This is a genomic window from Pseudarthrobacter phenanthrenivorans, assembly GCF_036455295.1.
In the GTDB taxonomy this organism is placed as follows: domain Bacteria; phylum Actinomycetota; class Actinomycetes; order Actinomycetales; family Micrococcaceae; genus Arthrobacter; species Arthrobacter phenanthrenivorans_C.
Genome location: NZ_JAYXNX010000012.1, coordinates 22,856 through 35,631 on the forward strand (window position 1 = coordinate 22,856; position 12,776 = coordinate 35,631).

Below are 12,776 nucleotides of genomic sequence, written 5' to 3' on the forward strand. Positions count from 1 at the left end.
GGAGCGTTACAGCTGTTCGATGTCGATGCTGTTGATGGTGACGTCCTCAACGGGGCGGTCGCCCATGCCGGTGCGGACGCCCTCGATGGCGTCGACTACCTTCTTGGATTCCTCGTCAGCCACTTCACCGAAGATGGTGTGCTTGCCCTGGAGCCAGTCAGTGGGAATGGTGGTGATGAAGAACTGGGAACCGTTGGTGCCCTTGCCCATTTGGATGCCGGCGTTGGCCATGGCCAGCTTGTAGGGCTGGTTGAAGCTCAGTTCCGGGTGGATCTCATCGTCGAAGCGGTAGCCGGGGCCACCGGTTCCACGGCCCAGGGGATCGCCGGCCTGGATCATGAAGTCCTTGATGATCCGGTGGAAGATTGTTCCGTTGTAGAGCGGCGTGCCGGTCTTGTCCTCGCCCGTTTCCGGGTGGGTCCACGCCTGGTCGCCAGTGGCGAGGCCAATGAAGTTCTTGACCGTCTTGGGCGCGTGGTTGCCGAAGAGGTTGACCTTGATGTCGCCGAGGCTGGTGTGGATGGTTGCTTTTGCGGTTGCGATGGCAGTCATAGGCCCCATTCTCCCATGCCGGTCCGGGCCGAATACGGCTCCGGAGGCAGTTCCGCGCTGGGTGAAATCCCCCTAAAATCCGCAGAGTGAATAGCCCGCGAAGATCTGGGCACGTAGGCTAGCGACAGAACCGTCACATTAATCGGGAGGTAGTTGTGAAGAAATCGGATCGTATTGCCCGGGACCTTGAGCAGTCGGTGACCAGTGCCGTGGTGAACGCGAAGGATTGGGCGGCGCCGCGGGTGGAAGCCGCTGTGGACTGGGCCGTTCCCCGCCTCCAGCAGAGCCTGGACACTGCATCTCCCAAGATCCAGGAAGGCCTGAAATCGGCCGCGCACAACCTGGCCGACGGTGTTGCCACCGTAACTCCACGGATCCAGGACGGGCTGGCACAGCTGGCACCCAAGATCAACGACGTCGTCGAGGGGGCTTCGCCCAAGCTGCACGAAGCCCTGGACAAGGCAACGCCCGTTGTCCTGAATGCCCGCGACCGCGTAGTGGTGGAATACCTGCCCAGGCTCTCGGACCAGATCGGCGTCGCGTCGGACGCAGTTCACCGCACACTGGAAAACACCCCGTCCCGCGTGGACGCGGTGGCGCAGAAACTGGGGGATGTGGGACTCATCCACGCCCTCCAGGAACAGGCCCAGGCAACCGGAACCCAGCTGAAGGCAGCAGCCGCCGGCGCCAGCCGTGCAGTTGATGTCCAGCTGGCGCAGCCGCAGCCCAAAAAGAAGCGCGGCTGGCTGGTGTTCGGCGTCGTGGCAGCTGCCGTTGCCGCCGGTGTTGCAGCATGGAAGGCATCCAAGCCGGTGGAGGACCCCTGGAAGACTCCTTCCCCGGTGACGCCGACACCGGCCCCCGTTCCTGCCACCACGGTGAGCGATGTCAAAGACACCGCCGCAGAGGCCGCCGACAAAGCTGCAGCTGCAACGGGTTCTGCTGCGGCTGCCGCAGCAGACAAAGCCGGCGACGCAGCGGAGAGCGTAAACGACAAGTCCGCGGACGCCGCCGAGAAGGCCAAGCACGTGGCCGACGACGCCAAGCCCGCCACCAAGGACGACAACGGCAGCAGCCAGGCCTAGTCTTCCCACCGCATACAAAAGGGGCTCCGTTTCACGACGGGGCCCCTTTTGTGTGCCTGTGTTCGGCCGCGGGCAGGAAACGCCCGGATGCTAGATTTGAAGTGATGCCAGCCAACCGATCCTCTGGGGATTTTCGTGAATGACGCAGCCGTACAGCTCCGCGTGTCCATCGTCATCCCGGCGTACAACGAGGAGAGCGTTATCAGGCAGTGCCTGATTGCCGCCATCTACCAGAGTGTTCCTGCGCACGAGATCATCGTTGTGGACAATCTTTCCAAGGACCGGACTGCTGAGATCGTCCGCCAGATGCAGCTCGAGTATCCGGAGAGTCCCATTATCCTGCTGAGCCAGGACCGTGAGCAGGGGCTGATTCCCACCCGGAACTTTGGCCTGGACAGCGCCACCGGGGACATCCTGGGGCGCATCGATGCGGACTCCATTGTCGAACCCGACTGGGTGGAGCAGGTGCAGAAGGCTTTCGCGGACCCCTCCGTCCAGGCTGCCACCGGCCCCGTGGTCTACTACGACATGCCTATGCGCCGCTTCGGGCTCAAGGCGGATGACAAAATGCGCCAGCTCATGCTGAAGCTCGCCAAGCACCAGTACCATTTCCTGTTTGGCTCGAACATGGCCCTGCGTGCCACCGCCTGGGAGACCATCCGCCCGGAGACCTGCCGGGACGAAAAGGACGAGATGCACGAGGACATCGATTTGTCCCTGCACCTGGCCGACCATGAGCTCCCCGTACGCTACTGGCCACAGATGGTGTCCGGGATGTCCGCACGGCGCCTGGAGGATTCCCCGCGGGACTACCGCTACTACGTCACCCGCTTCGACCGGACCTACAAGGCGCACAACGTCAAGAAAATGGCGCTCAAGGCCCCCATGGTCGTCTTCTTCTCGGTGTACTTCCCTGCCAAGCTCCTCAGGGCCATTCACACCGTCAACACCGCCCAGCCGGTGCGCCGCGGCGGTCAGTAGCCCTCGGGCCCTTCAGTAGGGCACAGGGTCGTTCAGCAGGCCTCAGTCGGTCCCCAGTTCCGCGAGGCGTTCCGACGGCGGTTCCTCCCGGGGCGCACTTGCGCGCCTTGCGCTCCTGCCGGTTCTTTGACCCAGGACGACGACGGCGAGCCCCGCCAGAATGAGGCCGAGTCCCGCATAAGTGCCTGCCGGCAAGGTCTCGTGCAGGAAGAGCGCCGCCAGCAGCGCTGCTCCCGGGATTTCAAGGAGGATGATCATCGAGACGATCAGCGGGCTCATGGTGGCAAGCAGGTGGTTGAAGGCGGTATGGCCCACCAGTTGGGCGCAGACGGTGATGGCTGCGATGCCGAGCCACCCCGCCGGTTCGAACCCGGACAGGGGTTGGCCGGCGCAGAGGGCCAGCACGGCCACAAGGGCGGCGCACATCCCATAACAAAGCGTCGTGTAGGTTCCGGTGGTCATGCTCTGCCGGGCTTTGCCTCCGGCCAGGGTGTACAGGCCTGCAAGCGCCCCTCCGGCCATCGCCAGCAGATCACCGGTGAGGGCCCGGGGTGAGGTCCCCAAGTCAAAGCCCGTAATCGCCACCACTCCGCCGAAGGCAATTCCCAGCCCGGCCAGTACCTGCCACCGGTGGCGGGTGCCGCGGAACAGCTGGAACACGGCGATCCAGGCTGACTGCAGGCACACCAGGGCGGTAGCAGCGGCTACCGAGGTGAGCTGGAGTGAGGTGATGAAGCAGGCAAAGTGCAGGGCAAGGGCGACGGCGGCCAGCGACGACCAGCGGAATTCCCTGCCGGTTATCCTGCCGAACTGCCGCGGTTCGCGGACCAGGGTGGGGGTAGCCATGACAGCGGCGGCAATGGCATTGCGCCAGAAAGCGATGGCAAGGGCGCTGACGCTGGTTGCGCCCAGGGTGGCTGCGATGAGGGGCCCTGATGAGGCCACGCCCAGGACGCCCAGGGCCGCGAAGAAGAAGTTCACTGCAGCCCCCTTGATGCTGGTTTTCGTCTGGCGATGGAAAGCGAAAAGTCCCGGTCAGCGTTTTACGCTGACCGGGACTTTCTTATGGTGGAGGCACGGGGACTCGAACCCCGAACCCCCTGCTTGCAAAGCAGGTGCGCTACCAATTGCGCCATGCCCCCATAAGAAGCAACCCGTCCATCATACCCTAGAACCTGGGGGCTTCTGACCGCCCCCGGCGCGGGCATCCGGGCTAATCCACCGTATCGGTTGACTTGCTCCAGACCGTTTTCCGGGCTTCGGATTCCTGTGCTTTGCGGTAGACCAGGAAACCCGCGACTGCCGCTGCCAATACAAGCAACTTCTTCACGTGCTCCCCGTTCCGGCCGTGTACCGGACGCATCCGGACCCAACCTCCATTTGAAACCTGCACAGGTTCCGTGGGCGTACCAGGACTTGAACCTGGGACCTCTTCGTTATCAGCGAAGCGCTCTAACCGCCTGAGCTATACGCCCCGATCCCTCATCGGGCCGAGACATGACTTTACAGCACACCCCGGCCCGATCTCAAATCGGGCCTTTCCGCCGGCATGGAGCCGGCGGAAATGGCTTCCTAATCGTCAGTGAGGGTCACGCCGATGCCGCCCACCAGGGTGGCAGAGATGTTGTAGAGCACAGCGGAAAGCATGGACAGCGCGGTCAGCAGGACCACGTTGACCACTGCGATGATGGTGGCGAATGATGCCACCTGTCCCAGCGAGGCAACCTTCTTCAGCTCGAAACCTCCGCTTTCAGAACCGGCGAGCGTGCCGAGCAGGCTGTCCACCTGGTCAAAGATGCCGGTCAGGTCAAGCACGGTCCAGAGGACGATGGCTGCCACCACGGTGACGATGCCCAGTGCCACCGAGAGCAGGAATGCCATCTTCAGGACCGACCAGGGGTCCACCTTGCTGATCAGCAACCGCGCCCGGCGAACCTTTGCCTTGGGTGCCGGCTTGACCAGGCCGGGGGTGCCCTGGCTGGAAGATCCGGGCGCAGGTCGCTGCCCCTGCTGGCCCTGGAAAGGCCGCTGGCCGGGCTGCACGGGTCGATCGCCCTGCTGTGGCCGCTGGGACGGGACAGCAGGCCGCTGGCCCGGCGCCGCGGCGGGGGTTGACGGGCGCTGCTGCGGACGGACAGGTGCGTTCACGCGGGGCGCCGCTGAGGGCCGGTTCCCGTCGGGAACAGTGCTGTTCGGCTTGGGAAATGAGTCGGAATTACTCACTCGTTACCTCCGTGTTGTCTTCGTTCGGCTCAGCGTCGCCCGAGGCGTCCTCTGACTCAACGGCCGGTGTTTCTTCTGCCATTGCTGGCGCGGCGGATTCCCCAGCGGTCCCGCCATCTTCAGCCAACGTTACGTCATCGCCGGCGGATTCCTCGTCCTCGAGACCGCGTTCGCTGTTGCGTGCCACCTCGATGATGCGGTCATTCTTGTCCGGCTTGGCAAAGATGACGCCCATGGTGTCACGTCCCTTTGCAGGAACACCGGCAACGGAGGACCGGACAACCTTGCCGCCCTCCATGACCACCAGGACTTCATCTTCTTCCTGGACGATGAGCGCGCCCACCAAATGGCCGCGTTCCTCCTGGTACTTGCCCACCTTGATGCCCAGGCCGCCACGGCCCTGGAGCCGGTATTCCTCCACCGCCGTGCGCTTGGCATAGCCGCCCTCGGTGACGATGAACACGAACGAACCGTCCGTAACGACGTCTGCGGCGAGCAATTCGTCGTCTTCCCGGAACTTCATGCCGGTGACGCCGGATGTTGCCCGTCCCATGGGGCGCAGGGCGTCGTCGGTTGCCGTGAACCGGATCGACTGGCCCTTGCGGGACACCAGGAAGAGGTCGTCGGTTTCCGAAACGAGCTGGGCGGAGACCAGTTCATCGCCGTCACGCAGGTTAATGGCGATCACACCCGCGGACCTGTTGGTGTCGTAGTCCTCAAGCCTGGTCTTCTTCACCAGCCCCCTCTTGGTGGCCAGCACCAGGTACGGCGCCTGCTGGTAATCCTTCAGGTCCAGCACCTGGGCGATATGTTCATCAGGCTGGAACGCAAGCAGGTTGGCCACGTGCTGGCCCTTGGCATCCCGCCCGGCTTCCATCAATTCGTATGCCTTGGCGCGGTACACGCGGCCCAGGTTGGTGAAGAACAGGAGCCAGTGGTGGGTGGTGGTGACGAAGAAATGCTCCACCACGTCATCGCCGCGCAGCTGGGCACCCTTGATGCCCTTGCCACCGCGCTGCTGGGACCGGTAGTTATCGCTCCGCGTGCGCTTGACATAGCCACCCCGGGTGATGGTGACCACCATCTCCTCTTCGGGAATCAGGTCCTCCATGGACATGTCCCCGTCGTAGCCCATGAGGATCCTGGTGCGCCGGTCATCGCCGTGCTTGTCCACGATCTCGCCCAGCTCAGCGCTAATGATCTCGCGCTGGCGCTGCTCGGAGGCCAGGATTTCCCTGTATTCGGTGATCAGCGCTTCCAGTTCCGCGTGCTTTTCCTGGATCCGCTGGCGCTCCAAGGCGGCCAGGCGGCGCAGCTGCATGTCCAGGATTGCCCGGGCCTGCAGTTCGTCGATATCCAGCAGCTCCATCAGCCCGTCCCGGGCGGCCTCGGTGGTGCTGGACGCGCGGATGAGGGCGATAACCTCGTCCAGCATGTCCAGCGCCTTCAGCAGGGCGCGGAGGATGTGCGCTTCTTCCTCTGCCTTCCGCAGGCGGTACCGGGTACGGCGGGCGATGACATCCATTTGGTGCGTCACCCAGTGGCGGATGAAAGCATCGAGGCTCAGGGTGCGGGGCACGCCGTCCACGATCGCCAGCATGTTGGCGGAGAAGTTGCTCTGCAGTTCGGTGTGCTTGTAGAGGTTGTTCAGCACCACCTTGGGCACCGCGTCGCGCTTCAGCACGATCACCAGGCGCTGGCCGGTGCGGCCGGATGTTTCGTCGCGAAGGTCGGCAATGCCCTGGATCTTGCCGTCCTTGACCAATTCAGCGATCTTGATGGCCAGGTTGTCCGGGTTGGCCTGGTACGGAAGTTCGGTGACCACCAGGCAGGTGCGGCCCTGCAGTTCTTCCACGGCGACCACGGCACGCATGGTGACCGAACCGCGTCCCGTCCGGTACGCGTCCTCGATGCCCTTGTGGCCGAGGATCGTGGCGCCGGTGGGGAAATCCGGACCCTTTACCCGTACCAGCAGTTCCTCAAGGAGTTCCTCCCGGGTGGCACCCGGGTTGGCCAGGTACCACTGGACACCGTCGGCCACTTCCCGGAGGTTGTGGGGCGGGATGTTGGTGGCCATGCCCACGGCGATGCCGGAGGAACCGTTTACCAGGAGGTTGGGGAACCTGGCCGGCAGGATGGTGGGTTCCTGGTTCTTGCCGTCGTAGTTGTCCTGGAAATCGACCGTTTCCTCGTCGATGTCCCGGACCATCTCCATGGCCAGCGGAGCCATCTTGGTTTCGGTGTACCGGGGCGCGGCGGCGCCGTCGTTACCCGGGGAACCGAAGTTGCCCTGTCCCAGCGCCAGCGGGTAGCGCATGGTCCAGTCCTGGATAAGGCGCACCAGGGCATCGTAGATGGCGGTGTCACCGTGAGGGTGGTACTGGCCCATGACCTCGCCCACCACGCGGGCGCACTTGTTGAAGGAACGCTCGGGACGGTAGCCGCCGTCGAACATCGCGTACAGGACGCGCCGGTGCACGGGCTTGAGCCCATCGCGGACGTCCGGGAGGGCGCGGCCCACGATGACGGCCATGGCGTAGTCCAGGTAGGAACGCTGCATTTCCGTCTGCAGGTCAACCTGCTCAACGCGGTCGATCAGCACATCGCCTTCAAGAACGGTGTCCGGTTCTCCAGCCTCAGGGCCGGGAATCTCGGGTGTTTCGTCGCTCATTCTTTATTTTCCGTTTCAGGTATATGTCTGGTTCCGAATATTTTGGAGCGGATCCTTAGATATCCAGGAACCTGACGTCCTTGGCGTTCTGCTGGATGAAGTTGCGGCGCGACTCCACGTCTTCGCCCATGAGGACGGAGAAGATCTGGTCGGCGGCAAGGGCGTCGTCCATGGTCACCTGCAACAGGGTGCGGTGGTCCGGGTCCATGGTGGTGTCCCACAGTTCGGTGTAGTCCATCTCGCCGAGGCCCTTGTAGCGCTGGATACCGTTGTCCTTGGGAATACGGCGTCCGGCCGCCTGGCCTGCAACGAGCTTGGCGTCGCGTTCGCGGTCGCTGTAGACGTAGTCGTGCGGCGCGTTGGACCACTTGATGCGGTACAGCGGGGGCTGGGCCAGGTACACGTAGCCGTTCTCGATCAGCGGCCGCATGTAGCGGAACAGCAACGTCATCAGCAGGGTGGTGATGTGCTGGCCATCCACGTCGGCGTCGGCCATCAGCACGATCTTGTGGTACCTCAGCTTGGCAAGGTCGAAGTCCTCGCCGATGCCCGTGCCGAAGGCGGTGATCATGGACTGGACCTCGGCGTTGCCCAGGGCCTTGTCCAGCCGGGCACGCTCCACGTTCAGGATCTTGCCGCGGAGGGGCAGGATGGCCTGGGTTTCGGGGTTACGGCCGCGCTTGGCCGAACCGCCGGCCGAGTCGCCCTCCACGATGTAGACCTCGCACTTTTCCGGGTCCTTGGAGGAGCAGTCGGAAAGCTTGCCGGGCATGCCAAAGGATTCCAGCGGGCTCTTGCGCCGGGCGTTGTCCCGGGCCTTCCGCGCAGCCATCCTGGCCTGCGCAGCGGAGATGGCCTTGCGGATCACGTCGCGGGCGGGCCCGGGGTTGCGCTCCAGCCAGTCGCCGAGTCCGTCGGTGACGACGCGCTGGACGAAGCCCTTGACCTCGGAGTTGCCCAGCTTGGTCTTGGTCTGGCCCTCGAACTGGGGTTCGGCCAGTTTGACGGAGATGACGGCGGTGAGGCCCTCGCGGATGTCATCGCCCGTGAGGTTGTCGTCCTTCTCCTTGATGATGCCCTTCTCCCGGGCATACCGGTTGATGAGGGACGTCATGGCGGCGCGGAAACCCTCTTCGTGGGTGCCGCCCTCGTGGGTGTTGATGGTGTTGGCGTAGGTGTGCACGCTCTCGGAGTAGGCATTGGTCCATTGCATGGCCATTTCCAGGGCAATGCGGCGTTCCTTGTCCTCGGTTTCGAAGGCGATGACGTCCTCGTGGACCACCTCCACCTTCTTGCCCGAGTTCAGGTGCTTGACGTAGTCCAACAGGCCTTCGTCGTACTGGTACACCACCGTGCGGTGCTCGGCGCTGACCTCACCCTCGGTGCTGAGGTCATCGAGGTCCAGGTCGCCGTCAGCTTCACCCGATGCGGCATCGCGCTCGTCCGTCAACGTGATGCGCAGGCCCTTGTTGAGGAAGGCCATCTGCTGGAAGCGGGCGCGCAGCGTCTCGAAGTCGAATTCGGTGGTTTCGAAGATCGCAGGATCCGGGTAAAAGGTCTGGCTGGTGCCGGTGGCATCCGTCTCTTCGCCCTTGACCAGGCTGCCCTGGGGCTTGCCGCCATCGGCGAACGACATCCGCCATACGTGCCCCTGGCGCCGCACCTCAGTGTCCACGCGGCTGGACAGGGCGTTAACCACCGAGATGCCCACACCGTGGAGGCCACCGGACACGGCATATCCGCCGCCGCCGAACTTGCCGCCCGCGTGCAGGATGGTCATGACCACCTCGACGGTGGGCTTGTGTTCAGTGGGATGCATGTCCACGGGAATGCCACGGCCGTCATCGGTGACTTTGACGCCGCCGTCGGCCTGCAGGACTACTTCGATATGGCTGCAGTAGCCGGCCAACGCCTCATCCACGGAGTTGTCCACCACTTCGTAGACCAGGTGGTGGAGGCCGCGGGGGCCGGTGGAGCCGATGTACATTCCGGGGCGCTTGCGCACAGCCTCAAGGCCTTCGAGGACTGTGATGTCGCTGGCGCCGTATTCCCGCGGTGTGGCCGCCGCAGGCGGGGTATCAGGGGCGCGGCCATCCTCGACTGCTGTATCTGCTGCCAGAATATCTGTATTGTCGTTAGCCACAGGCGCTGCGACTCCTCTGTTCTCGATGACGGCCGGCCGGTTTCTCTTCCCCAGGGAAAAGCCACCCGCCAAAAGGCACAAACTTATGGCGCCGGTGACTTGCTGACGGTAGTGATCCATGCTCCGCACACGGTAAGTGCGCGGAGAACGGACTGAAGTCAACGTTTCATCCGCGCCCAGTTATCTTCTGCTATTCTACCGCGAACAGGCACATATCCCCGCATTCCAGGGCCTTCGCTGCCAGCGAATTAGGCCGTGCGAGGCGCTCCGCCCGGCCTAGGGCGGCCCAGCGGTACCGCCTCCGGGTGCCTATACACCCTTCGGTCCTTACAGGGCCCTACACGGCCTTGGACGCAGTTTCAAGGGTTGGTGTCCCGGCTATCCGTACGTATCCCGGGGGCCGCGTCCGTTGACACTGCGCCCACCCTTGCGCCAGCTGGGTGCCGAAGGGCCCAGAACCTGGATGCTGGTCACCACGCCGTCACCCAGCTCACGGCGGAACTTCTCCAGCAGGCTGCTGCTCAAAAGCCTCAGCTGGGTGGCCCATGCCGTGGAATCGCACCGCACGTGCAGGGTGGTGTCGGTGAAGCTCTCGGGCGTGCAATGGGCCGAGATTTCCGGCCCCACCAAGGTGGCCCACTCCGCCATCACTGAACCCACGGCCACCGGCGAGGTCCAGCCCCGCTCCGCCACGAGCCGGCCCACAACCTTCCCAAGGCCCAGCGGATCCCGGCCCGTGGCATGGAACTGGCTGAAGCCGCGGGTGTCCCGGATGCTGCCTTTGGACTTTGCTGAACCGGGCCGCGCCACTTTCCGGCGGACTTCGCCGCGGGCAGCCGCGGCTTCCCGCATCCGGTTCAGCGCCGCCTGCGGGGCATCGATGTTGTCAGGCTCGCGGCCCGGCCGGGGGCCGCCGCCCTGGTCACTGCTCATCAATACCTCCCGGGATGACCTTCACCCGCCGCCCGGAAAGTTCTTCCGGGATATCGGCGTCGACGGCGGCGGTCACCAGGACCTGTTCCGCGCCGGAGACTATTGCGGCCAGTTTACGCCGCCGTTGCACGTCCAGTTCGGCGAACACATCGTCAAGGATGAGGATGGGAGCCGAGCCTCCGGTCCGGGCGTCGTCCAGCATGACGTAGTAGGAGGCCAACCGGAGCGACAGGCACATGGACCAGGTCTCGCCGTGTGAAGCGTATCCCTTGGCGGGTGCCTGCCCGAGCATCAGTTCCAGTTCATCGCGATGCGGTCCAACGAGGGAAATTCCCCGTTCCAATTCCTTCCTGCGGGACTCGGCGAATGCCTGCACGTACAGCTCGGTGAGTTGGTCCACCGAAAGACCGCGCAGGTCATCCTGTTCCCCCGAAGAACCTCCGCCGGGGCTGCCCTGCACGCTCCCGGCCGGGACGCCGTCTTCGTCCATCTGGTTCTGAAGCGTTGAACGGTAAGTGGCGTCAGCGGGTTTGGACGCATCCGTGAGCTCAGCGTAGGCGCGGGCCAGATGGGGGCGAAGCCGTTCCACCAGTTCCAACCGGGCATGCAGCAGTTCCGCCCCGGCCCGGGCCATGTGCTGGTCCCACACGTCGAGGGTGGACTCATGTGCGGCCGTAAACCGGCCCGCGCGTGCTGATTTGAGCAGGGCGTTGCGCTGTTTCAGGACGCGGTCGTAGTCGCTGCGGGTGGCTGCATGGCGCGGGATAAGGCTGGCCAACAGCTCATCCAGGAAACGGCGCCGGTTGGACGGGTCTCCCTTGACCAGGGCCAGGTCCTCCGGAGCGAACAGGACCGTCTGGCAGATGCCGAGCAGGTCCCGGGCACGGACGGGGTTGCTGCGGTTTATACGTCCACGGTTTGCGCGGCCGGCGTTGATTTCCAGTTCAAGTACCGTGGTTTGGCTGCCGCGGACCAGCCTGGCGCGGACCAAAGCCCGCTCAGTTCCGAACCTCAGCAGCGGAGCATCGGAACTCACCCTGTGTGAGCTCAAAGTGGCCAGGTAACCAATGGCTTCCATCAGGTTGGTTTTGCCGATGCCGTTGGAACCAACCAAAACGGTGACTCCGGGTCCCAGGGTGAGGTCGACCTGGGCGTAACTGCGGAAGTCGGTCAGTGAAAGGTGTTCCAGATACACGCGGTTTTCGGCAATTCCGGGAACGCTGCCGGTTCCCTGTGGGTGCTACTTGGAAGGGCGGGTTGCGTGGCCACCGAACTGGTGGCGCAGTGCGGAAACCATTTTCATGGCAGGCGACGTGTCTTCCCTCGATGCAAAGCGGGCGAAGAGTGCAGCGGTGATGGCCGGTGCGGGCACGGCGTTGGCAATCGCCTCTTCCACGGTCCACCGGCCCTCGCCGGAGTCCTCCACATAGTCATCGATCGAAGCCAGGCCGGGATCCTCGTCCAGCGCCTTGACCATGAGGTCCAGCAGCCAGGAACGGACCACCGTCCCCTTCTGCCAAGCCCGGAACGTACCCGGCAGGTCGGTGACAATGTCCTTTGCGGCGAGCAGTTCGTAACCCTCGGCGTACGCCTGCATCAGGCCGTATTCGATTCCGTTGTGCACCATCTTGGCGTAATGGCCGGCCCCAATGCCGCCAACATGGACAAAACTGTCCGCCCTTTCGCCTTCCGGCCGCAGCGCATCAAAGACGGGCAGTGCCCGCTCGATATCTGCGGCATCGCCACCGGCCATCAGTCCGTAACCGTTCTGCAGCCCCCAGACTCCACCGGACACGCCGCAGTCAGCGAAACGGATGCCCTTGGCGGCGAGCAGTTCGCCATGTTTCTGGTCTTCCGTGAAGCGAGAGTTGCCGCCGTCGATGACAAGGTCTCCTGGCTGCAACTTTTCGCTCAGGTCAATGATCACGGCGTCCGTGATGGGTCCCGAGGGAACCATCACCCAGATGATCCTCGGCGCGGGGACGGCGGCGATGAGGTCATCGACTGTGGCGGCGTCGGTGACGTCAGGATTGCGGTCGTACCCGGTGACTTCCAGGCCTCCCTTGCGCAGCCGCTCACGCATGTTGAATCCCATTTTGCCGAGGCCGATCAGTCCAATGTGCATGGTGGAACTCTTTTCTGCGCTAGTGGGAGGAACGGGGTTGGCGGCGGGAGCCGATGGGTGGGC

General features: G+C 64.1%; 11 protein-coding genes and 2 tRNA genes. 2 read left to right on the forward strand and 11 right to left on the reverse strand.

Going from position 1 to position 12,776, the window contains the following annotated elements:
- Positions 1–6 precede the first annotated feature (6 nt).
- Positions 7–552: a peptidylprolyl isomerase gene (locus VXJ37_RS15425; protein WP_331323911.1), complete on the reverse strand. Its 546-nt coding sequence runs from the start codon at positions 550–552 to the stop codon at positions 7–9.
- A gap of 155 nt (positions 553–707) precedes the next feature.
- Here VXJ37_RS15425 and VXJ37_RS15430 point away from each other — a divergent pair, with 155 nt between their 5' ends.
- Positions 708–1,637: a hypothetical protein gene (locus tag VXJ37_RS15430; protein ID WP_331323912.1), complete on the forward strand. Its 930-nt coding sequence runs from the start codon at positions 708–710 to the stop codon at positions 1,635–1,637.
- A gap of 135 nt (positions 1,638–1,772) precedes the next feature.
- Entirely contained in the window at positions 1,773–2,618 is an 846-nt protein-coding gene (locus VXJ37_RS15435; protein ID WP_307305042.1) for a glycosyltransferase, read from the forward strand.
- Positions 2,619–2,660: 42 nt separating this feature from the next.
- Here VXJ37_RS15435 and VXJ37_RS15440 read toward each other — a convergent pair whose 3' ends face one another.
- From VXJ37_RS15440 to gnd, 10 genes are all read right to left on the reverse strand, one after another.
- Positions 2,661–3,599, reverse strand: a complete 939-nt coding sequence (locus tag VXJ37_RS15440; protein WP_331323913.1) for a DMT family transporter — start codon at positions 3,597–3,599, stop codon at positions 2,661–2,663.
- Positions 3,600–3,684: 85 nt separating this feature from the next.
- Positions 3,685–3,760: transfer RNA gene (locus tag VXJ37_RS15445), tRNA-Ala, on the reverse strand.
- A 71-nt stretch (positions 3,761–3,831) separates the two neighbouring features.
- Positions 3,832–3,981 (reverse strand): DLW-39 family protein, encoded by a 150-nt coding sequence (locus tag VXJ37_RS15450; RefSeq protein ID WP_440589823.1) that lies wholly within the window; start codon positions 3,979–3,981, stop codon positions 3,832–3,834.
- A 38-nt stretch (positions 3,982–4,019) separates the two neighbouring features.
- A tRNA-Ile gene (locus VXJ37_RS15455) sits at positions 4,020–4,093 on the reverse strand.
- Between the two features lie 97 nt (positions 4,094–4,190).
- Positions 4,191–4,841, reverse strand: a complete 651-nt coding sequence (locus tag VXJ37_RS15460; RefSeq protein WP_331323915.1) for a DUF3566 domain-containing protein — start codon at positions 4,839–4,841, stop codon at positions 4,191–4,193.
- Complete coding sequence (gene gyrA, locus VXJ37_RS15465; protein WP_331323916.1) at positions 4,834–7,512, reverse strand: DNA gyrase subunit A; 2,679 nt, start codon at positions 7,510–7,512, stop codon at positions 4,834–4,836. Before gyrA ends, VXJ37_RS15460 begins: the two co-directional genes overlap by 8 nt.
- Positions 7,513–7,567: 55 nt before the next feature.
- Entirely contained in the window at positions 7,568–9,655 is a 2,088-nt protein-coding gene (gene gyrB / locus VXJ37_RS15470; protein ID WP_331323918.1) for a DNA topoisomerase (ATP-hydrolyzing) subunit B, read from the reverse strand.
- Between the two features lie 378 nt (positions 9,656–10,033).
- The gene (locus VXJ37_RS15475; RefSeq protein ID WP_141944805.1) at positions 10,034–10,588 is read right to left on the reverse strand and encodes a DUF721 domain-containing protein; all 555 of its coding nucleotides are present in this window, start codon (positions 10,586–10,588) and stop codon (positions 10,034–10,036) included.
- Positions 10,578–11,783, reverse strand: coding sequence for a DNA replication/repair protein RecF (recF, locus tag VXJ37_RS15480; RefSeq protein ID WP_331323919.1), 1,206 nt, complete (start codon positions 11,781–11,783; stop codon positions 10,578–10,580). Before recF ends, VXJ37_RS15475 begins: the two co-directional genes overlap by 11 nt.
- Before the next feature lie 45 nt (positions 11,784–11,828).
- On the reverse strand, positions 11,829–12,713 hold the full coding sequence (gene gnd, locus VXJ37_RS15485; protein ID WP_331323920.1) for a phosphogluconate dehydrogenase (NAD(+)-dependent, decarboxylating): 885 nt from the start codon (positions 12,711–12,713) through the stop codon (positions 11,829–11,831).
- Positions 12,714–12,776 lie beyond the last annotated feature (63 nt).

Bases quoted from the DNA above. Each gene is read 5' to 3' on its own strand.
- VXJ37_RS15425 (WP_331323911.1), bottom strand. From the start codon at position 552: ATGACTGCCATCGCAACCGCAAAAGCAACCATCCACACCAGCCTCGGC.
- VXJ37_RS15475 (WP_141944805.1), bottom strand. From the start codon at position 10,588: ATGAGCAGTGACCAGGGCGGCGGCCCCCGGCCGGGCCGCGAGCCTGAC.
- gnd (WP_331323920.1), bottom strand. From the start codon at position 12,713: ATGCACATTGGACTGATCGGCCTCGGCAAAATGGGATTCAACATGCGT.
- gyrA (WP_331323916.1), bottom strand. From the start codon at position 7,512: ATGAGCGACGAAACACCCGAGATTCCCGGCCCTGAGGCTGGAGAACCG.
- VXJ37_RS15450 (WP_440589823.1), bottom strand. From the start codon at position 3,981: ATGCGTCCGGTACACGGCCGGAACGGGGAGCACGTGAAGAAGTTGCTT.